The following is a 20,658-nucleotide window of genomic DNA, read 5'->3' on the forward strand; positions in this document are numbered from 1 at the left end:
AATAGGTCAGCAGGAATCTAAATGACATCGGCAAATGTCCGTTCCATCTTGCGAAAATACCAAATTCCAGTGACGAATATTAACAGTACTAGTCCCATAGATAGGAAAAAGCCTGGTAAATATAACTTTGATTCACCCCCTAAAATTGCCCAACGAAAACCATCAATTACCCCTACCATTGGATTTAGCGAGTAGAGCAATCGCCACTGTTCTGGCACAATGCTACTGCTAAATCCTACGGGTGAAATATACAGACCAAACTGTACAATAAACGGCACAATGTAACGAAAATCTCGATATTTGACATTCAGCGAAGCCAACCACAACCCTGCCCCCATTGAAGCAGCAAAGGCAATACCAATAAACAAGGGCAGTGTCAAAATCCGCCAACTGGGCACAAAGTTATACCATGCCATTAATGCCAATAAAATCATTCCCGAAATCAAAAAATCTACAAAGCTAACTACTACTGCACTTGTAGGCACTACTAAGCGAGGAAAATAAACTTTGGAGATTAAATTGGCATTGCTAATTAAGCTATTGCTGCATTCTGAAAGTGAATTGGCGAAGAATTGCCAAGGCAACATCGCTGAAAATACCAAAATTGGATAAGGCGCACCTTGGGAGGGTAACTTAGCCAATTGCCCAAACACAACTGTAAAAACTACCATCGTTAAAAATGGACGAATTAGTGCCCAAGCAATGCCGATCGCAGTCTGCTTGTAACGCACCAGTATGTCACGCCATGCTAAAAAGTAAAATAACTCCCGATAGCGCCATACATCTTTCCAATATTGTTGCTCGGTCCGTCCAGCTTCAATTACCAATTCTGGCTGGGAAATGGTGTCTTTCATATTATTTGCGTTGTACTAAATAAGCTGGCTTGGTTTTTACCACCATTTGCACCAAATCTAAAATTCATTAAGCACACTCCATCTTTAAAGAGTGCAATAACTGCGCCCTTGCTACAAAACATAATAGGGACACAAATTGTTGTGCCCCTATCGCGGGTTGTTGAATATTAATGATGGTTTGTAAGAGAGTCGTTGAGATCTATTCTGTTGCACTCAACCCTTCTGTGGGTATCGATACCTTTGGCTTGCGAGGACTTCGCTTGCGATCGCTTTTCCTCACACCCCCAGCCATTTCATATTCATTGCTATTTTTACCGTACTTAGAAGCTACCCCAGTTAGCATCCGTTCTGATAAATCAGCAAGTGATCGCTCTGCTTGTGAAACCAGAGTACCTGTCTGATCGGCCGCTGACACAGCTATATTATGAGCTTCTAATTTTCTGCGTGTATCTTCAATTAATTCTGAAAATATTTTGACCGTTAGCCCATTTCCCAAATCTAGTGAGGCATCAATTGTATTTAAACCAGCTATCCGACGCTGGGCTTTTTCTAAAATTACCGAAGTACGCTTTGGTCTTCCCATAGCAGTATGTCCATGTTTAAAAGGCTACACATAAATTAACTTATGCTTGACCAATACGGAACTAGTGTTAATTGGGAATCATGAGCGATCAAATTTTCTAGGGAATTGCGTAAATTTCCTAACTTAATGGTTTTTTGTTGCGATAAATTGCATATTTATTCCAAAAAATGCGACAAAACTTGTAAACACACCATTTTTTACAAAAAAAACTAATCCAAAGCTGCAAAGATTCGACTCAAACTTATAAATGCTCCACTTTTTATAATAAGAACTAATCCAAAGCTGCAAAGATTCGACTCAAACTTATGAATGCTCCACTTTTTACAATAAATGCTGATTACAAAGCTGTAAAGATTCGACTCAAACTTATAAATGCTCCATTTTTTACAATAAAGCTTTGTTTATATTGGATTTTCAGGTGTCATTTTGATCGAAGCCAATTATCTTTAAGCTTCTGCTTCGCTCAAAACGACAGATGTTTGAGTGTTTGCATTAGTACATAAACTTAAAATCTTGAATACTTCGGTGATTCATCATTCGGGAATGCCTGCTAGTGAACTCTCCGACAGAAGGGTTTCCGTGTGGATGCATTACCCCCGTTGCTTGTTGCCAAAGTTCTGGCGGTGCTATTGACAACTCATAAACAGAGTCACGCTTACAAACGTGATACCACTTGGTTTCTTGGCATTCTTCACACCAAAAGGCTTCTAACCACTCCCCTTCTAAAGGAACTGCCGTCTTGGCTGCTACTAACATCAAGGCTTCACGTCGCCTGACTCCCCGTTGTTGTAGCTGTCCTGCCTGTTCGGCAAATAAACCGTATTTTTGGCTCATACTATCTATGTAGCACCCATGTACCGGACAATATATAGCTCTTCGTTTAGAACGTTTTCGATTTCGATCACACCTTCTCTGCACTTTGGCCCTCCGCATCAGTAGACATTAAACAGATCACAAGAAGGTTGCATTGAAGGGACTGAGATCTTAAAGACCATCAAAGCCCGCTCCTAAATTAATAGTGAGTTATTGAGTTTGAGAAGAAAAATTTGTGAACCAGTGCCAGTTCTGAGGAACATGCTTCACTATCTTTTCTTGGAAAGCAGATATACGTGATTCTGCTTAGAAAGAGTCTGCGTTCGCTAAATTGCAAAGCATAACTCTAAAGAATAGCGTTCCTAAAGGGTAGACGCACTTTGTTTATATAGCCGCAAAATACAATTGTCAAGCCAGAAATGAAGGTAAATTAATACGATTTTGATAATTGTTATGCGTAATAACACCCAACACTGTCACGAAATAGCCTGTCGCAGCACTCTCAAATATTGTTTAGCGATGATTTCTGGCGTAAAATGCGACTGCAAATACTTACGAGAGGCAATGCCCATACGTTCTGCTAGTTGTTGGTTGTTACTTAGTAGGCGAATAAATTCAGCTAGTCCATAGCTGTCACCATTCTCGAAACTAGCGCCACATTGTGCATCTGTAATCAGTTGTCTTAAGTAAGAATACTCTGAACAAATGACCGCTACTGGACGCCCTGTTGCTAAGGCTGGGTAAAGCTTACTAGGCGCAACTAGACTTTCCATACCAGCTTCTACACTCACTAGAGATAGATCGCAAGCGGTTAAAGAATAGGGTAGTACTTGTTTATCTTGATACGGCAGAAACAGGAAATTATCTAGTCCTAAGTGATTGACTTCTTCGATAAAACTTTCATGTTTTGGTCCGCCACCAATACAAACGAACTGAATTGGCTCATCTTGTAGTTGTTTGGCTGCCTCTAAAATCGTGTCCATGTCATGGCAGCGACCCATGTTACCGGAGTAAAGTACAGTAAATTTGTTAACCAAGTTATATTTCTTAGCAAACCAGTTATCTTTTTTTACGATTGGCACGATTAAGTCAGGATCGCCCCAACTGTGAATTACAGAAACCTTATCCGCTACCTCTGGACAAGTTGCGACTACTCGCTGTTTCATAGCGGGACTCAGAACCACTATCCCTTGTGCTCTTTGCCAAATCTTTCTGTTGAGTGCTTGCCAAAATCTTCCTAGCCAGTGATTTTTAGGGATTACCCCAAGAGCGATCGCAATGTCTGGATAAATGTCATAAATCAAACAGACGTAAGAAAGCCCAAAACACAAGTGGGCTAGATAGCCCACAATTGGTAAAAATGGCGGAGCCGAAGTCAGTAAACAGACATCATGGCGACGGCAACATCTGACTAAATGCAGCACAGCACGCAAGGTAAATAAGATACCATTGACAGCTTTACCACGAACCCGCCGCGACCAAAGTTGAGCAGTGCGCGATCGTTGGATTCGGACTCGACCAACTTGTTCTACGGCGGGAGCACTAGAAGTCCCAAAGGCATACCCTGGTTGACCTGTAAACACCTCAATGTTGACGCCTTGTTTGCTTAACTGTCTCACCAGTTCTTCAATCAGCTGTCCTGTAGCAGCGTAATCTGGGGGGAAAAACTCAGTGATTACAGATAAATTCAGCGATCGACCATACCAAGTTTCATTCACTCCTAGAGACTGATGCGGAACTATGGAAGGAAATACAAATCTAGAAAAATTCTTTCCATGATTATGTATTCCATTCTCGAAGTTAACTTTCTCACTTGACAACAAATCTCTATCAGTTTGAATAAATTGCTGATTTTGAGAAGCTTTGTTGGTAGATTTGGTTAGCAACGATTTTTTCAGCCACTCACTGAATGTCATTGGCTATATCGTCCTTAAAAATGATTTTTAGACTTAGAAGTATACTTGACAGCGATTGAAGCTAAAATCTGCCTTTGTTGCTCAATACTTGCTGTTCAGTTCCTTTATAGTCGATGTTTAACTAAATTAGTGAAAAAGCAAGTTTTTTTTGAAAAAACAATATTATTTTTTGTTAACTGTTGTAATAATTGCTAATTTGCCTATCTTCCTTTAGGGAAGAAAATCTAGCCTAGTCTCAAGTAATTTAATTTTTATGCTATTGATTTAATAAAATAAAAAGCTAAATAATTCTATTAGCAAGATATTCTGAAATTATCGCAACTTAAGAAATAATTTTTGAATTCTTGCCATAGCAAGCATTTTCAGTATGATTTTATCAATGTATCCAGCAATGCTTTACTTATAGCTGGTTTTTAGAAGCATCTCACTGTAAAATCACGTCTATAACTCCTACGCTCAAGCAAAATAGGCATTTAACTTAGCAAAAAATATATTTGGCAGATATAGAATACGTAGTTTTGCAAGTCTTATATCATACTATAATTATTTTTATAGTCAAGAAGTAGATAAAAAATAATAAATTTTTTCAGGGTTGCATATTAGCTAAGGTATATCAGGCTTACACAAAAAACTATTGCATATAAGAAAATAGCTGCTACTAAACAAGTGGAAGTACATGGCATGTTAACCAAATCAGACTGTTGTAGCATATAAGAGAGATAATATTCTAGATTTATGCATTATTCCTACATATAAGGCTTAGCTACTTTGGCGGACATAACAGCCAAGGCGTGAAAGGCAGTCAAAATTTAAATAATTAATTAATCTAAATAATCAATAATCTAATTTTTTGAGTCACAGCTAAGATAACCTAGCGATTGGTTACGGTAGGAGCTTCCCCTTAACCCATCTGTAAGGTGCTTGTATACTATTGTTATTGCTACAAAATCATAGTTAAACAAAACTTAATATTTGCGTAATATCATTATTAGCAAAAATGCAGTAGGCTATCTACCAACCCAGTGAACATCAACGTAGCAATGAAATATTAACAGAACTAACGAATCTCAATCCCAATAAAAATCTCCAGAGAACAAAGTAAGTCTGTAGACGCTGCGGCTTCTTTCCGTGTAGGTCGGCTTCACATCTTCTAAGAGAACCTTACCCTAGGCATAATTACCACCTAAACCATTTCTAACAAATTTATTTTTGCATTGATAACATTTTTCTTAACTTTATGTAATAGTTCCCCCTTTTTAGGAATCCTACGGTGTACACGGTAGATCCAGAAATCAGTATATGTAGGGTGGGCGATGCCCACTAAAACCCTGAAGGATTTGCCAGTCGCTCCCCTAGGTATATTTCAAAAATCAAGTATGAATCCTATAGAAATCCTACGGTGTACACGGTAGGTCTAGAAATCAGGGGTAAGGAGCAGGAAGCAGAGAGAAGAATCCAATAAGAAGCTAGAAATCGTCTCAGAATGGAATTCCAAAGCTAATAGCTAAAGTCGTCTAAAGCAAACTGAGTGGATTAGATCTCTGACCAATTGGATTTTAGTGCAGGGTGGAATGTCGTCAGCATTTTGTATTGAACCGAGCTTACCGTTTAACTCTGAAACAGATTTTATACTTTAATTAATCAAATATACTCAGGCTTGCCAAGAGAAGCCAGAATATACTTGCGCAAGTATACTATTGTTTAGGTTAATACTATGTTTATTGTTAAGATACGTAAAATCCACAGTACTGCGATCGATGCAGTTAACTAAGGTATTAGAGTTCTCTGTGAAGTTATTGCCAATCACTCCCAACCGTGTTTTCTCGTGACATCTAATCAATTTTTACAAATTATACAGTAAAAATACTGCTTATTATAAAAATTTCTTAAAACATTGACTAGTTGTCGCTAAAAGTCTAAAACAGCTATATAAATCCTTAATCTTTTGGAAATACGCGAGGAAAAGCAATATAAGCAATATATTTATACTCAAAAGCTAAAAATATTAGATTTACCTAAACTAAGTATTGACTTTTCCGATTTAACCACTTAATTAGATTTACGATAATGTGTCTTGGCTTGCTGAAAGCTGTAATGAAAACCTTAACTATCTGATTCACAATAAAAAGTAATGATGGAGAATCATTTTACTAGAACCTCAAGTTACGAACGGAATGGAAGTTCTGCCTACCCAGTACTTTCATCTCAAATTCCTTCATGGTTTGAAAAGGAAAGTAATGATTGGGATTTGCGGCAATTCCTGGGTCTTTTACAGCGGCGAGCGTTAATTATTGCGGGAGTAGCCACTGTAGTGATGAGTGGTGTTACCTACTCAACACTACAGCAAAAAGCAGTCTATGAAAGCAATTTTCGCCTTTTAGTAGAACCTGTCAATGAAGAAAAATCTTTAGTACAACTCACAATAGATCCTAGCGGCTCGGAAAAGGCAGGGAATTTAGATTACGAAAGTCAAATTCAAGTTCTCAAAAGTCCTGAGCTAATGGCAGGCATTGTCAAGCAAATCCGATATTATTATCCAGACCTCAGCTATGAGTCTCTACTAAAGTCTTTAACTATTCGCCGTTTAGGCGCAACTAAAATTATAGAAGTTAGCTATCGCAGTAACGATGTTACCAAAATAAAATTAGTACTAGATGTAATTGCTAAGTCTTACTTAAACTACAGTTTAGAAAAACGCCAAACCAAGTTAAGGCAGGGAGCGCAATTTGTTGATAAGCAGCTTCCAGGCATTAAAAATAGAGTAGATCATCTGCAAAAAGAATTACAACTTTTCCGCCAAAGATATGACTTTATTAGTCCAGACGCTCAAGCATCAAAAGTTGCATCTCAAGTAAATATATTGAGCACTCAAAGACTAGAAATTGATCAAAAATTGGCAGTATATCGTGCTAACTTCGCTAGTTTGAAAGAAGAACAAGGAGAATTAGCAGCGCTAAATAGTGCATCTGTATATCAGCAATTACTTGTACAACTGCGCCAATTAGAAGCTCAAATCTCTGGTGAGTTAGCTCGGTTTCAAGAAGATAGCCCACCACTACAGGTTTTGAAACAAAAGCGAGAAAATTTATTACCATTAATACGACAAGAAGCTCAACGTATTGTAGGAGTAAAATTTGCCGAAATAGCTACTCAAATTCAAAGCTTAGAAGTTCAAAGCCAAGAACTAAAGAAAGCAGAAATTCAACTTGACCGTGAAATTAAACTCTTACCAGTTTTATCTAGAAAATATACAGAACTTCAGCGAGATTTACAAATTGCCACTGAGAGCTTAAACCGTTTTGTAATTACTCGTGAAACTCTACAAATTCAGGTTGCTCAAACAGAACTTCCTTGGGAGTTAATTCAAGAAGCATTTAAACCAGAAAGCCCGATATCACCTAATATACCGCGTAGTTTAGGTGTAGGATTTATAGCAAGTTTACTTTTAGGAGTTGGCATTAGCTTACTCATAGAAAAGGTAGATAATACTTACCATACTGTTAGCAACTTAAAAGAAAATATTAAACTACCTTTGTTAGGAATTTTACCTTTTGAAAAGAGAGTTCAAAATAACCTCTACCAAAATATAGAACGCAGAACTTTTTCAGAAAAAATCCCATTTAAATTTTCTCGAAAATTTTCTAAAATGTCTAATACTTTACACCGTAGCTCAGCAAGCGATCGCTACTACGGTCAAGGTAAATTCTGGGAAGCTCTACAGGTACTGTATTCAAACATACAATTACTTAATTCCGACCAACCTATTCACTCCTTAATTATTAGTTCAGCATTACCAGGAGATGGTAAGTCCACTGTTTCATTCCAGCTAGCGCAAATAGCAGCTGCAATGGGCAAACGAGTACTTCTTGTAGATGCTGATTTACGCAGGCCCCAAGTTCACAAGCTAGCTGATTTAAATAACCTGTGGGGATTGAGTAGTTTAATTTCGACAAACATACCAGCAGGGCAGGTGATCAGGCAAATGCCTGAGATGAACAACTTATCTGTAATTACTTCTGGACCAATACCACCCGATCCTGCGAGGCTACTCTCATCAGAAAAGATGAAGCAACTGATGGGATATTTTCATAGAACCTTTGACTTAGTAATTTATGATGTTCCCCCGATAGTTGGATTAGTCGATGCCAGAATGTTGGCACCTTACACTGATGGTGTTGTGCTGGTGGTGAGGTTAGACAAAACAGACAAATCGGGGCTAATGCAAGCTCAGGATAGTCTAAAAATTTCTCCAGTCAATGTCTTAGGTATTGTTGCCAATGGGGATAAAACTAAGTACAAAGGCTACAAACATTACTACCATCCTCATGGGTAAATATGATTTGCTGGAGATGGGGTTGGCTATGAGAAAAACATAGTTATAAGTAGAAGGCAGGAGGCAGAAGGCAGAAGGGAAAAGCCAGTTGCTATTAGGGTTTTAAACTTTTGTATTTTACATTTAATTATGTTCATCTACTTACCAACTTTGGATTTTAGAATTGCGACGCTCAATGTTTATGCATACTGAAGATCAAGTCTAGGTAGCATCACATCAAATTACCGAGAAGCATTTGTTGAGTTTCGCACTTCACCAAATTTCAACATACAATTTATCTAGTACAGCATCTAGTACAGCGCAGGGTAAATCAAGTTCCTATTTAAAATGGTGCAAAACCTGAGATATAAACTTCTTTTGACTTCCGCGTAGCAGTACTATTTGATTATCTAGATAAAGTAATGCGAGTTGCAGTTATATTGGGCATAGCGATCGCAACCGTAGTTGGGCTAGAAGGATATATCCCAAAACCGAGTCCAGCAATTCAGTTGCAAGATGGCACGGTATATTTTGCCTCACCACCGCGCTTGGTTGGTGCAGCTACTACCTATAACGAAGTTTATATATGGGGTGCAACATACTACTTTACTCTCAGCCTCCCAGAAAATGCGGGAGAACCGCTGCAAAGAGTAACAATTAACCAGCGTGAGGGAGTAGATTACGTTCGCTTCAATCTCAAAGACAGTTATGCCTTTGAAGGGACGCGCTCTCATGAAAGACAGAAGTTAGGATTAAAAGATGCGACTAGCGATCGCAAAACTCAAACAACCTCACTAACATTTGATCCACCGATAGCGCCAGGAAGAACTATTACAATTGCTCTCCAACCCAGACAAAATCCCAGGATTTCGGGTGTTTATTTGTTTGGCGTCACAGCTTTTCCCGCAGGTGAAAAATCTCACGGACAATTTCTCGGCTTTGGCCGACTAACTTTTTACAGTCACGGTCACTCTATATTTTCCCCTTTTGGGTGGTGATTGCCATTGAGCATTGGTCAAGAAATTTTTGATTCTGGACTCTTGCTCTTACTTCTCTTTAAAAGTCCAAACACCTTCATCCCAATCTGCATCTGATGGGGGTGACTCTATCCAATGCTGACAACGGCGCAGATGCAACATAGCAGCTTTGTCATTACTATCAGCCGCCAAAACTTTGGCAAACTCAGCTTGAGCCGAGCTAAACTGACGATGGATATAATACTCACGTCCTTTGTGATAACGCTCAATCACTTCTAGTTTTTGGCTACTAATAGGATCGGAACGCAAACCGAGTAGTTCATATATAGCTACTGGCTCATTTCTACCTTTAACGCGAATAAAATCTAATTCCCTCGCCCAAATATTGTCGCGGCAAGGTTTATAAGTATTATCGCTAATAATAATGTCACAACCGTACTGTTTGCTGACACTTTCTAGCCGAGAGCCGAGGTTAACACCATCGCCGATGGCCGTAAATTCCATTCTTTTACTAGAGCCAATGTTACCGCTAATGACAGTATCAGAATTAATGCCAATACCTATGTTAATTCTCGGCTTATTAGCTAAATAGCGACAGTGATTAAAATCTTTCAAACGATGGCGCATTTCTAAAGCTGTTTGCACTGCCATCCAAGCGTGTTCTTCTAATGGTAAGGGAGAACCAAACACAGCCATAATGGCATCGCCAATGTATTTATCGAGGGTGCCTTTATGTTTAAAAACTGCCTCTACCATTGATTCAAAATATTCATTGAGCATACTTACAACTTCTTCAGCTTCTAGATTTTCCGTTAAAGTTGTATAGCCACGAATATCCGAAAATAAAATCGAAACTTCTTTGCGATCGCCTCCTAATTTAGCATCATCTAATTTCAGTAATTCTTCTGCTAATTCCTGTGTCATGTAGCGGTACATCGTACTTTTGAGGCGCTTTTCATCGCTAATATCTTCCATGACAACTAATGCACCACTGACTTGTTTATGGTCGCTAGCATCAGCAATTGTATTAATCGATAAATTTATACTGTGCTGTTCTGTACCAGGAGTGATCAGAGTACGATCGGGATAATATTGCTGTCGGTGTCTAAAGTCAGCTGCATTTAAAGCGTTCTCACACCATTTGCTAAAATGACCTTCTTTAATAGTTATGACATCTTGAATAGATAGACCTTCTAATCGGTCTTGTTCTTTGAGATCTAACAAACGTTTGGCACTTTCATTGGCAGCAATAATTAACCCAGCTTTATCAGTGGAAATTACACCATTAGAAAGGCTGCGCAAAATATCTCGCTGCATTTGTTCTTGTTGCTTAACTGTGGCAAATAACTGAGCATTTTGCAGCGCTACTCCTGCTTGAATATTAAAAGCTTCCATGAACTCTTCATCATTATGATCGAAACTCGCTTGGAAGCATTCAGGAGCTTTTGGCCAATGAGCATGATCGTAAGGTGGAAAATCTCCTGATTTTCTTTTATTGACTAACTGAGTAACGCCAATCAATTGCCGATCGGCGTTAAACACTGGCATACAAAGTAAGCTACAGGTACGAAAACTGGTTTCTTGGTCAATTTTTTTAGCTGTCTCCGAATCTGGATGATCGTACAAGTCAAAGGGAATATTTACCTTTTTACCAGATGCAGCTACTATGCCAGCAAAGCCTTTACCTATCGGAACTCTTAATTCCTTTGTTGAACCATCATCTTGAATAATTTTTGTCCACAAATCTTGGCGATCGCGGTCGATTAACCATAATGTACTGCGATCGGCATTCATTAGTTCTTTGGCTTCTGCCATTACTCTTTTTAGAGTATCTTCTAAGTCAAGATTACTTTGAGAAAGCGACTTAATCGCTTTCATTAATGCTGCGGCTGCTCTTTGTTTTTGGGTTGCTACGTAAAAAGAACGCGATGATTCTAAAATCAATCGAATTGATGGCGCAAATTCCTGAAATAATTCTTCATCTGCGTTAGTAAAGCCTTTGGTATCAATCCGTTCTGCAATTGCAGCATCTGGATTATGTACAGGTTTTAATTTATTAAGTAATTGTACAACTGCAACTAAGTCTCCATGTTCATTCAACAATGGCAAAGCCAGCATTGTATATGTACGGTAACCAGTAATTTTTTCTTGTTCCCGAGCAAATACAGAGCGGGGATCTTGATAAAAATCATAGGGAATATTAATTACTTGCTTGAAAGTCGCAACTTCACCAGCAATTCCTTTATCAGCGGGTATGCGAATTTCCAAAGAGCGATCGCCTTCTGCCTCAGCTAAAATTGACCATAGTTGTTGTTTTTCTTCATCCAGTAAAAAGATTGTGGTCCGGTCTGCTCCTAATAATTCTCCAGTTTTTAAAGTAATCGAATGCAACATTTCTTCGAGGATTGTTTCAAACCCATGAGAATCTAGTCTTGACAAAGTTTGATGAACAATCTGTAATTTCTGTTCGACTTCTTTAACAACCTGTTTAAAAGTTTCCTGTGTTAGGGGAGCTAGAAAAGAAGATATAGTGCCCTGTCTTTTAGCCAGAGAACCTACAGGAGCAGTATTTTCTTGTAAATAGCCATTTTCTGGATTGCGAACTCCAATAATTAAATCGGCAGTCTCATCAATACTAGGTTGATGCGATGACATAATTAGCTTTATATATAATGGTTATATTTTAGGATTGTTATTTATTGTTGCCATCTGCAACAATCTCTAGACATTATCCACAGTTTAATCCGTTGTTGAGCTAGCGTCATCCTGTGGAAAAGGAGTTGAAAATCCTTATCGGCTTGTGGCTGAGGATTTTGTCATAGTTAGCGATCGCTAGTCAGGGGCAAATATATGTTTATACCGTCCACAAGGGGATGAGACATTAAACCAAATAAATATAACTGACACGCAGAGCGCAGTAAAATTAATAATTCAATATTCCAACTCTGTTCATATAAAGTTAATTCCATGTTTTTACGCCTCTCATTGAGGATTTGCCAAAGGGTTGGTAATTAGCAAAAGTCCAGTCGGTTTTGTTGGTCATCTTCTTTCTCCGAAATCAAACGACAAACAAGGAATACCCTAATTCAGACTAACTGTAAAGAGATTGTCGTGATATAGCAATTGAGTTTGATTCATAAACTTACTCGTAAGTACTGGGAATAGGGAACAAGGAAAACAAGGCAGGTCGATTTATAGGTCGTTCTTTTCAAAAATTAAATAAGCGTCCTATCTCTGTTTAATTATAAGGAAATACAATTATATTACTTAATAAATTTAAGGTAATTTTTGAGACATTCATTAGGAAACTCTATGTTTGAGATCTAGCTTATTTCTATTATGTAACCAGTAATAGTACTCCTAATCAAACCAAGAATTGATACAAAAATCATTATTGATTACTGTAAAGGTGGGCATAACCTGGATAGAGGCATTGGGTGCATCCGTTACCAACTTCCATTGCACATCTAACTGGAAGATGCATGGGATGAGAAGAAAGTGCGATCGCAACCTTCGCAGATATTACCTCTAGACTGATTAGACTTGTGGAAGTCTTGTATCCATAATTCCCACAGAGCCTGCTCAATTAACAGTTCCCAGTTGATAGTGATTCTCTAATTAATCCGCCACAAGGAAATAGTGTTGCCTATTTCCTCTGTGGTTAAAGTTTTGTAACAAATTTAGCTCGGTGCATAAAAGTTAAATAATAGCTCGATATATATGCGGAGACCTTGAATTTACATCAAGCCAATCTCCAAAGCTATAGTTTCATCTTTTTCCAGAGGTAAATTCGTATATGGTTCACACATTAGAGCGCCCACGTACTTTGGTCAAGAGTACCTATACTCCGCCTAATCCCAAACCCTTATTACCTGACCTACAGCCACCATCTAAACCCGACCAGACTGAACCATCTGAGCCTAGCCAAACTGAACCATCTCAGCCTAGCGAGACTGAAGAGACTTCAGAATCAGAGTAAATATTCATCTAAGCAAGAAGAACTCAGGAGCCAGGAGTCATACCATGTCCGCTAAATTTAGTTGCGATATGTCCGCCGCGAGTGCAACGTAGACGCCTTTCAGGCGGCTTCCCGTAGGGTAGTGAAACGTTCGCCGAAGGCGTTCTCGCAGAGTAGCAATCCCAACACCTTTGCGATTGCTTCCCTCCGGTCGCAATGACAAGTGTTTAATTAGACATGATATCAGAATTGTACTCATGCGATCGCCAAATGAATCAAGGTTGCAGAGCAATTATCTTTAGATATGGAAGAATCTATTCTTCGGAGCATCTTGAGTGAAAACCTCAAATTTATTTGTGGGTTTATTCTGAATTCTTGCTTCTGGCTCCTTCTCAATTAAATCAGGGTCATCTACCAGGTATACTAGATTGCTGACGCCCTACCAGACGCTATTAATAGCGTTTTTATTTGGTAGTTTTTGAGCAGAGGCAAATTCTGGAAATGGCTCACAGTAGCAAAGGTTGTGCTTGGCAACTAGGCTTAGCAAATGTTGGGGGGTTAACCTTTGGCATTGGCTTTTTGATGACAAATTCTGTATTTGCCCAGAGTGCCATTACTCCTGATAATAACCTCGGCAATGAAAGATCTCAAGTTATACAAAACTACCTTGGTGGGGCTACAGAAGCGATCGCAGGCGGAGCAACTCGCAATAACAATCTGTTCCACAGTTTACTGGAATTTAACGTTAGTGAAGGACGTTCAGCAGTTTTCTTAAGTCCTAACAGTAATATTCAAAATATTCTGGTGCGAGTTACTGGTAATAACCGCTCTGAGATTCTAGGCAAACTTGGTACTCTTGGTTCCAACGCCAACTTATTTTTGATTAACCCCAACGGCGTATTTTTTGGCGCAAATGCCACACTCAATATCGCTGGTTCATTTGTGGCTAGTACAGCAAACAGCATTAAATTTGCTGATGGCACAATTTTTAGCGCTACTACGCCGCAAACCACACCTCTACTAACAGTCAGTACACCAGTTGGGTTGCAATTTGAGCAGACTGGGGGAGAAATTAATCATTACGGAGCGTTAGAAGTGCCCACAGGTAAGACTTTAGCGTTGGTGGGCGGAAACATTAACCTGACTGGGAACGGTAAGTTAGAAGATAATCGTCGAACTCTCAAAGCCCTAAGCGGACAAATTGCTGTGGGTGGGATATCAGGAGTAGGGACAGTAGGAATCAACCTTGATAGCAACAACCAGCCTTTAAACTTTCCTAGTAACGTCACGCCAGCAGACATATCATTGAATAATTTAGCTGTAGTATTAGCCGATGGCCCTGGCAGTGGTTATATCCAGCTACAAGGTAGACAAATTAAGCTTACTGATGGTTCTCTAGTCCAAGCAGATACCCTAGGTAGTGAAAATGGTAGAGGTATCCTTGTTCAAGCACAGCAGTTAACTCTTCAAGATGGCTCCCAAATCAAAGCTGCTACTACTGAAGGGACAACAGGTTCTGGAGGAAGTTTAACGGTAAAAGCCACTGACTTTGTGCAAGTAAGCGGCACCATTCCCCAAGGTAAGGACTTTGCTGGTTTCCCCAGCGGTTTGTTTACTCAGACCTTTGGAGACGGCCCTGCTGGCCCGTTGACTATAGAAACAGGAAAATTAATTATTGAAGGTGGAGCCAACGTCGCAACTAGTGCTAGGCAGGGTAGAGGTAACGGGGGAAGATTAAAAGTAACTGCCTCCGATTTTATTAAAGTAAGCGGAGCTTCTTTTCTAGATTACCCTAGCGGCTTGTTTACTCAGACTCTAGATTTAGGAAACGCAGGTTCTTTGGAAGTTGATACCAGGCAATTGATTGCCCAGGATGGAGGGGTAGTAACAGCTGGTACAGGCATAAATAGTCAAGGAAAAGGTGGAAATCTGACTGTCAATGCCTCTGATTTTATAGAATTGAGTGGAACATCACCAGTTGATAAAGACCCCAGTGGCTTATTTGCGCGCAGCCGTGGTAGCGGAGAGGCTGGTTCTTTGTTTGTGACTACAGACCAGTTAATTGTAAGAGATGGAGCGCGGGTAACTGTAGAAGCTTTAGGTTCAGGAAATGCAGGTACATTGCAAGTTAATGCTCGTGAAATCCGTTTGGACAGACAAGGCGAATTAGTTGCGAAAACAGTATCAGGTAATGGCGGCGATATCAGACTGCAAATCGAGAACTTACTACTGTTACGCAATAATAGTCAAATCTCTACTACAGCAGGCACTGCTGGTGGTGCTGGTAATGGTGGTAATATCACCGTCAACACCCCTGATGGCTTCATCGTAGCTGTCCCTGAAGAAAATAGCGATATCACCGCTAACGCTTTCACAGGTTCTGGTGGTAAAGTCGAAATCAACGCTTTTGGGATCTTTGGAATAGAACAGCGCAGTCGAGAAGACTTGGTGAGACTTCTGGACAACACAGACCCAACTAAACTCAACCCTCAATTGCTACCCAGTAACGACATTACAGCAATTTCTCAGACAAACCCAACTTTAAGCGGCGTAGTCACTATAAATACACCTGATGTTGACCCGAATAATGGCTTGGTCAACTTACCAACCCAACCAGTAGAACTCAAACTAAGCCAAACTTGTCGAGCGATCGCAGGTAACAATAAAAGCAGTTTTACTGTAACCGGACGTGGTGGCATCCCTTCCAGCCCTACAGAAACTCTTAATAGTGATGCTGTGATTGCCGATTGGATTACTCTGGATGGAGTTCGTCAAGCCTCCTCCCAACCAACTACGAGCCAAAATTCCACTAAATCATCTTCCACAAAGATTGTAGAAGCTACAGGATGGGCAATCAATCCTAAAGGAGAAGTGGTGCTCACTGCTCATAAATCCACTGTGGCGCTACACAGTTCTTGGAACAAGCCAACTGATTGCAGTACATATCAATAATTGTCATTGGTCATTAGTTTTCTCATCTCCCTTGTCCCCCCTGTCCTCCTTGCCCCATTTCTCCCCACACTCCCCACACTCCCTTGCCCCCCTGCTTTTTTCGCCACTGCCTTCTTACACTCGCTTCACCGCTACAAACTTGTGAAATGATGTACATAATCAGCTTTTTGATGGCTAAAAAAGCATAAAATTTCAAGGTCTTCCATCAAGCAGCCGCCCTGTAGATGATGTTAAGCGAGGTATTGAGGTATTTATGAACTGGATTAAAGTTCTTCCTGAAAATGAACTACCACTTAATGAGCGCAAAGTGGTGAAAGTAGAAAAACGTGCCATCCTACTAGTTCACCATAACAACCAAATTTACGCCTTAGAAAATTCCTGTCCTCACATGAAGCTACCTTTGCAGAAAGGTAAAATTACAGATGATGGAGCGATTGTCTGTCCTTTTCACCGTAGCGCCTTTGACCTTTCTAGCGGTAATCCTACAGAATGGATTACATTTCCTCCTGGTATTGGCAAAGTGATGGGTCTGATTTCTAAAGAAAAGGCAATACCTGTTTTCCCCACCCGTGTAGAAGAAGGCAATATTTGGGTAGGGTTGTAACAGGATACCAAGTATCTGCTGAAGGATGAAGGGTAGGGTGTGAAGGATTAAAACTTTTATATTTTACTTTTCGTCCTTGAGGTTGGATTTATGGCGATCGCTTTTAAAATAATTAATGGCGCATCTAGCAATCTAAATTTTTCGTGAAAAAATCCAAAGTTTTTTTGGTTGATCAATCACATTAATAACGCATATATAAAAAATAATAATAGAAATTAAAGCCTTTTCCATTTATTTTGAACCATCTCTGTCATCAAAGCACAACATTGTTGTGCCCTTACTGGGTCGTCTATTTACCTAAAAATTGCTGTAATGCTAATGGGTGAGCAAATTATCGTTGACCTTGAAACTTCATATTGCGTAGCAGAAACCGTAGAAGAGAGAGCAGGTTAGCAATGATATTTTTCTAAAATAGACGGCTGCTTTGAGTGAAAAGCGATCGCAGAGTACGCCAAACAGGACACGGAAAAATTTTTCTGATGTGCAAGTGTGCCTGTTTTGTGAAATCATGTTCCTATAAATACATACAAGTTTTGCCAAGTATGTTCTGGGTTAAGTACCTAGAAAGTAGTTTTTTACAAATCAAGTTATTACTCTGAGAACAAAAGATACATCGGGCACTAATGACGATTAGCTACGTCAATTATTTTAATTTGCTGAGTCTGCTTCAGTTTGTCTGAGGTCAAGATTTCGATGCGCAGGGAATGCACAACTACCAGTTAACCAATTCTCTAGTAAGCATAAATGCTTGTAGACTATATGACTAGTAGACTCCATAACAAAAGCATGAAATGGCGCGTGTGGTTAGCTAACGCATCATTCAAACCTATGAAACTAATTTTGAAATTAATTTTTCCTTTTCAAGCTTGGCAACGTAGACACGCGGCCGCGGCAACTTTTATTCAGACATTGCGCAAGCGAATCTTCCCGATACTAGTCTTGATATCGTGTATCACGGTATTACTGGTAGACAACTTTACTCCTGCGATCGCTCAAATCGCCCAACTACCCCGTGAGGAAATTCGCGGGGTTTGGATGACTAACAACGATATTGACATCCTCAAGGAACGATCCAAAGTGCGGGAGGCCGTCAGCCAACTGCGTAGGCTCAACTTTAACACTATTTATCCCGTAGTGTGGAATTCTGGCTATGTAATGTATCCTAGCGCGGTGGCAAAACGTACAGGCATCCAACCTTTTGTTTTGCGAGGCTCAGACGGACACGATATCCTAGCAGATCTCATCAACCAAGCCCATCGTCATGGGCTGCTTGTAATTCCTTGGTTTGAGTTTGGCTTTATGGCTCCCCCAACATCAGAATTGGTAATGGAGCATCCAAATTGGTTGACGCAAAAGCGGGATGGGAGTCAAACTTCTGCTAGTGCTGCTGGCGAGGTGATGTGGCTCAATCCTTTCCATCCAGAAGTGCAGCAGTTTATCACTAGTCTCGTACTGGAAAACATCACCCAATATGATGTAGATGGCATTCAGTTTGACGATCACATGAGTTTGCCATATGAATTTGGCTACGATCCCTACACAGTTGCGTTGTACACCAAGGAAACTAAGAATAATCCTCCCGCCAATCCTCAAGATCAAGCATGGATGCGCTGGCGGGCAGATAAAATTACAGCGTTCATGGTACAACTCAACCAAGCTGTGAAAGCTCAAAAATCTCGCTTGATTTTCTCTGTCTCTCCAAATTACTACGATTTTGCCTACAAGTTTCAACTACAAGACTGGCTCAACTGGATACGGCTCAATATTGTGGATGAGCTAATTGTGCAAATTTATCGTCCCAATCTTCAAGGTTTTATTAGCAATCTCTCCCGTCAAGAAATTCAAGAAGCACAGAAATCGATTCCCACTGGTGTTGGAATTATGGCAGGGTTGCGAAATAATACAGCACCAATGCAGCAAATTCAATCCCAAGTGCGAGCTGCGCAAGAACGGGGCTTAGGCGTAGCGTTTTTCTATTACGAAAGCCTTTGGGAATCTGCTCCAGAAGCAGTTGCAGAAAGGCAAGCTGGATTTCAAGCCCTCTTCCGTGCTCCTGCGCTCCGGGCCAGAGTTGAATAATAAACTGTTAAGACAGTCAATAGTCCAAAGTAACTCTTGACTTTGGACTGTTGACTACCACGATCATTGATTGTGGAACTTACTGCCATCTTCAAATGATTAGACCATACATTGTAGGGTGAACATACCCAGCAAAAGCCTAACGGATGGACTTTTGAAATACTGGTGGGCAGTGCCCACCCTACAGTAAAAGGGAGGTGGGTTCAACGTGAGCTTTTCTCAAGCATTAAATTTTTGTCCCAAGTATACAATCCAACCTTTTCAGGCACTCTCGAGAATCGCCCTGTGCGATAACCTCGCGATAACTCATTCAGTACCTTGCTTTTGACCTCTCTAATTTCATCAGCATCTAGTTCTCCATAAAGTCCAGCGATCACTTCCGCAACTGTGAAAACTTTTCCCGAATTTTGCTTTAAGAGAGAGGTGATGGCATCAATCAAAAATTGACCCTCAAATACTCTGAGCATCGGTACTATTTTTGTTTTGGGGAGTATCAAAGGTTTCTTCTTTTTCTGTTGGAGAGCCTTGGCATAACCATTGCTATTACTTGAGTTTAGCAACTTTAAATCCAGGGTATAACAGCCAGGTTCGTCGGGAATTGCAAACCAACTACTACCTCTACCTTGGGTAAGTGAGGATTGGACTCTACCTTTAACTACTTTGAAGATAGGTGGCTCTAAATCTCCATATAGCGATCGCACAATGAAATCTATATGGCATACAGTACCACTATGTTCTTGCAAGACTTTTTTGATAGCTTCTATCCGATTGATACAGTGTTGATACTCAGGTAGCATGGGAAAGTCTTGCCCCTTGATTGATTGATCTTTAGGCTCAGGGGAAGACTTGCTGGTTGAATTTGGACTTACAGGTTGGTCATTGTTGATAACTGTAGCGGCGGATGATGGGTTCTCTTTGTCCAAATTGTTAGAGTCTGGAAGTTCAAATTGAGTTGACTCTATCAAGTGGGTATCGGAATCAGCAATGTCATCTGTCGAGAATAATCTCTCTTCTGAATGAAGAGGGGATGTTTCATCTGTAACATCAAATGTGGCAATCTGATTGTTAGTATCTGGTGTTGACCAGTTAGACAACAAAGCTTCTACATGATTAAGATGCGATCGCGCCTGTGTATATAAGCGTTCGTACTCTTCTACAATGCGAGCATAGTACTCTCTTAATTCCAAAAGTGGAGAGAGGAAAGCGTCAGGAGGAGGTTCTAATTGTCCTTTTACAGTCATAAGGCGTTAATCAATCTAAATCAGATTTACTTTTGTAAGTCATTGGTCTTGGCTTGGCTTTTGTCGCTGGTTGTTGCAGTTTTTTGGGCGCTTGGGGAGGGCGACATTGTTCACAATATAACGGTCGAGGTCCAAAAGTCTCGCGTTTTGTACTCTCATTGCACTGCTTGCAGATAAAGTGAAAAACACGAGTGTGAATCTCTCTTTTATGCGCTCTAACCGTATACTCTCTAACGTCTATTAACTTACTAGCCATAATAACGAGTTATGAATTTCCGTCCTATCAATATAGCTATTCAAGCAAATGAAATAGCATCAGTGTGTATCAACTTGCCGATTTTAGGGAATTTTCTAGCTTAAGCTATAGAC

Annotated in this window: 15 protein-coding genes; 6 read left to right on the top strand and 9 right to left on the bottom strand. The window is 40.0% G+C overall.

Features of this window, described 5'->3' with window-relative positions; translation table 11 throughout:
• Nucleotides 1-17 precede the first annotated feature (17 nt).
• The 4 genes from BV372_RS22355 to BV372_RS22370 form a co-directional block, all read right to left on the bottom strand.
• Nucleotides 18-854, bottom strand: coding sequence for an ABC transporter permease (locus tag BV372_RS22355; protein WP_086688696.1), 837 nt, complete (start codon nucleotides 852-854; stop codon nucleotides 18-20).
• 199 nt (nucleotides 855-1,053) lie between these two features.
• Complete coding sequence (locus tag BV372_RS22360; RefSeq protein WP_086688697.1) at nucleotides 1,054-1,437, bottom strand: hypothetical protein; 384 nt, start codon at nucleotides 1,435-1,437, stop codon at nucleotides 1,054-1,056.
• A gap of 492 nt (nucleotides 1,438-1,929) precedes the next feature.
• Nucleotides 1,930-2,355: a hypothetical protein gene (locus BV372_RS22365; RefSeq protein WP_086688718.1), complete on the bottom strand. Its 426-nt coding sequence runs from the start codon at nucleotides 2,353-2,355 to the stop codon at nucleotides 1,930-1,932.
• A 371-nt stretch (nucleotides 2,356-2,726) separates the two neighbouring features.
• Nucleotides 2,727-4,166: a glycosyltransferase family 4 protein gene (locus BV372_RS22370; protein ID WP_179198189.1), complete on the bottom strand. Its 1,440-nt coding sequence runs from the start codon at nucleotides 4,164-4,166 to the stop codon at nucleotides 2,727-2,729.
• 2,131 nt (nucleotides 4,167-6,297) lie between these two features.
• On the opposite strand from BV372_RS22370, the gene BV372_RS22375 reads away from it, so the two are divergent.
• A complete protein-coding gene (locus BV372_RS22375; protein ID WP_306299006.1) occupies nucleotides 6,298-8,499 on the top strand; it encodes a polysaccharide biosynthesis tyrosine autokinase in 2,202 nt (733 codons plus the stop codon).
• 401 nt (nucleotides 8,500-8,900) lie between these two features.
• A complete protein-coding gene (locus BV372_RS22380) occupies nucleotides 8,901-9,476 on the top strand; it encodes a DUF2808 domain-containing protein (RefSeq protein WP_086688699.1) in 576 nt (191 codons plus the stop codon).
• Between the two features lie 48 nt (nucleotides 9,477-9,524).
• Here the strand turns inward: BV372_RS22380 and BV372_RS22385 are convergent, their stop codons facing one another.
• Both BV372_RS22385 and BV372_RS36570 read right to left on the bottom strand, forming a co-directional pair.
• On the bottom strand, nucleotides 9,525-12,110 hold the full coding sequence (locus tag BV372_RS22385) for a GAF domain-containing protein (protein WP_086688700.1): 2,586 nt from the start codon (nucleotides 12,108-12,110) through the stop codon (nucleotides 9,525-9,527).
• A 167-nt stretch (nucleotides 12,111-12,277) separates the two neighbouring features.
• Nucleotides 12,278-12,424 (bottom strand): hypothetical protein, encoded by a 147-nt coding sequence (locus tag BV372_RS36570; protein ID WP_179198190.1) that lies wholly within the window; start codon nucleotides 12,422-12,424, stop codon nucleotides 12,278-12,280.
• A gap of 827 nt (nucleotides 12,425-13,251) precedes the next feature.
• On the opposite strand from BV372_RS36570, the gene BV372_RS22390 reads away from it, so the two are divergent.
• Nucleotides 13,252-13,434 carry a hypothetical protein gene (locus BV372_RS22390; RefSeq protein ID WP_086688701.1) on the top strand — a complete coding sequence of 61 codons (183 nt, stop codon included), beginning with the start codon at nucleotides 13,252-13,254 and terminating at the stop codon, nucleotides 13,432-13,434.
• A 37-nt stretch (nucleotides 13,435-13,471) separates the two neighbouring features.
• Here BV372_RS22390 and BV372_RS35375 read toward each other — a convergent pair whose 3' ends face one another.
• Complete coding sequence (locus tag BV372_RS35375) at nucleotides 13,472-13,672, bottom strand: hypothetical protein (protein WP_143845238.1); 201 nt, start codon at nucleotides 13,670-13,672, stop codon at nucleotides 13,472-13,474.
• A 242-nt stretch (nucleotides 13,673-13,914) separates the two neighbouring features.
• Between BV372_RS35375 and BV372_RS22395 the strand changes: the two genes are divergently transcribed.
• From BV372_RS22395 to BV372_RS22405, 3 genes are all read left to right on the top strand, one after another.
• Entirely contained in the window at nucleotides 13,915-16,365 is a 2,451-nt protein-coding gene (locus BV372_RS22395) for a filamentous hemagglutinin N-terminal domain-containing protein (RefSeq protein WP_086688702.1), read from the top strand.
• 253 nt (nucleotides 16,366-16,618) lie between these two features.
• Nucleotides 16,619-16,969 carry a Rieske (2Fe-2S) protein gene (locus BV372_RS22400; protein ID WP_086688703.1) on the top strand — a complete coding sequence of 117 codons (351 nt, stop codon included), beginning with the start codon at nucleotides 16,619-16,621 and terminating at the stop codon, nucleotides 16,967-16,969.
• A gap of 786 nt (nucleotides 16,970-17,755) precedes the next feature.
• Nucleotides 17,756-19,048, top strand: a complete 1,293-nt coding sequence (locus BV372_RS22405; protein ID WP_373270802.1) for a glycoside hydrolase family 10 protein — start codon at nucleotides 17,756-17,758, stop codon at nucleotides 19,046-19,048.
• 203 nt (nucleotides 19,049-19,251) lie between these two features.
• Here the strand turns inward: BV372_RS22405 and BV372_RS22410 are convergent, their stop codons facing one another.
• Both BV372_RS22410 and BV372_RS37790 read right to left on the bottom strand, forming a co-directional pair.
• Nucleotides 19,252-20,289 carry a hypothetical protein gene (locus BV372_RS22410; RefSeq protein WP_086688704.1) on the bottom strand — a complete coding sequence of 346 codons (1,038 nt, stop codon included), beginning with the start codon at nucleotides 20,287-20,289 and terminating at the stop codon, nucleotides 19,252-19,254.
• A 10-nt stretch (nucleotides 20,290-20,299) separates the two neighbouring features.
• The gene (locus BV372_RS37790) at nucleotides 20,300-20,545 is read right to left on the bottom strand and encodes a hypothetical protein (RefSeq protein ID WP_086688705.1); all 246 of its coding nucleotides are present in this window, start codon (nucleotides 20,543-20,545) and stop codon (nucleotides 20,300-20,302) included.
• Nucleotides 20,546-20,658: the final 113 nt, after the last annotated feature.

The organism is Nostoc sp. T09 (assembly GCF_002154695.1).
In the GTDB taxonomy this organism is placed as follows: domain Bacteria; phylum Cyanobacteriota; class Cyanobacteriia; order Cyanobacteriales; family Nostocaceae; genus Aulosira.

What these genes read in the sequence shown, in the direction of transcription:
- BV372_RS22355 (WP_086688696.1), bottom strand. Translation starts at nt 854, where the DNA reads ATGAAAGACACCATTTCCCAGCCAGAATTGGTAATTGAAGCTGGACGG.
- BV372_RS22360 (WP_086688697.1), bottom strand. Translation starts at nt 1,437, where the DNA reads ATGGGAAGACCAAAGCGTACTTCGGTAATTTTAGAAAAAGCCCAGCGT.
- BV372_RS22370 (WP_179198189.1), bottom strand. Translation starts at nt 4,166, where the DNA reads ATGACATTCAGTGAGTGGCTGAAAAAATCGTTGCTAACCAAATCTACC.
- BV372_RS22375 (WP_306299006.1), top strand. Translation starts at nt 6,298, where the DNA reads ATGATGGAGAATCATTTTACTAGAACCTCAAGTTACGAACGGAATGGA.
- BV372_RS22380 (WP_086688699.1), top strand. Translation starts at nt 8,901, where the DNA reads ATGCGAGTTGCAGTTATATTGGGCATAGCGATCGCAACCGTAGTTGGG.
- BV372_RS22385 (WP_086688700.1), bottom strand. Translation starts at nt 12,110, where the DNA reads ATGTCATCGCATCAACCTAGTATTGATGAGACTGCCGATTTAATTATT.
- BV372_RS36570 (WP_179198190.1), bottom strand. Translation starts at nt 12,424, where the DNA reads ATGGAATTAACTTTATATGAACAGAGTTGGAATATTGAATTATTAATT.
- BV372_RS22390 (WP_086688701.1), top strand. Translation starts at nt 13,252, where the DNA reads ATGGTTCACACATTAGAGCGCCCACGTACTTTGGTCAAGAGTACCTAT.
- BV372_RS35375 (WP_143845238.1), bottom strand. Translation starts at nt 13,672, where the DNA reads ATGAGTACAATTCTGATATCATGTCTAATTAAACACTTGTCATTGCGA.
- BV372_RS22395 (WP_086688702.1), top strand. Translation starts at nt 13,915, where the DNA reads ATGGCTCACAGTAGCAAAGGTTGTGCTTGGCAACTAGGCTTAGCAAAT.
- BV372_RS22400 (WP_086688703.1), top strand. Translation starts at nt 16,619, where the DNA reads ATGAACTGGATTAAAGTTCTTCCTGAAAATGAACTACCACTTAATGAG.
- BV372_RS22405 (WP_373270802.1), top strand. Translation starts at nt 17,756, where the DNA reads ATGAAATGGCGCGTGTGGTTAGCTAACGCATCATTCAAACCTATGAAA.
- BV372_RS22410 (WP_086688704.1), bottom strand. Translation starts at nt 20,289, where the DNA reads ATGACTGTAAAAGGACAATTAGAACCTCCTCCTGACGCTTTCCTCTCT.
- BV372_RS37790 (WP_086688705.1), bottom strand. Translation starts at nt 20,545, where the DNA reads ATGGCTAGTAAGTTAATAGACGTTAGAGAGTATACGGTTAGAGCGCAT.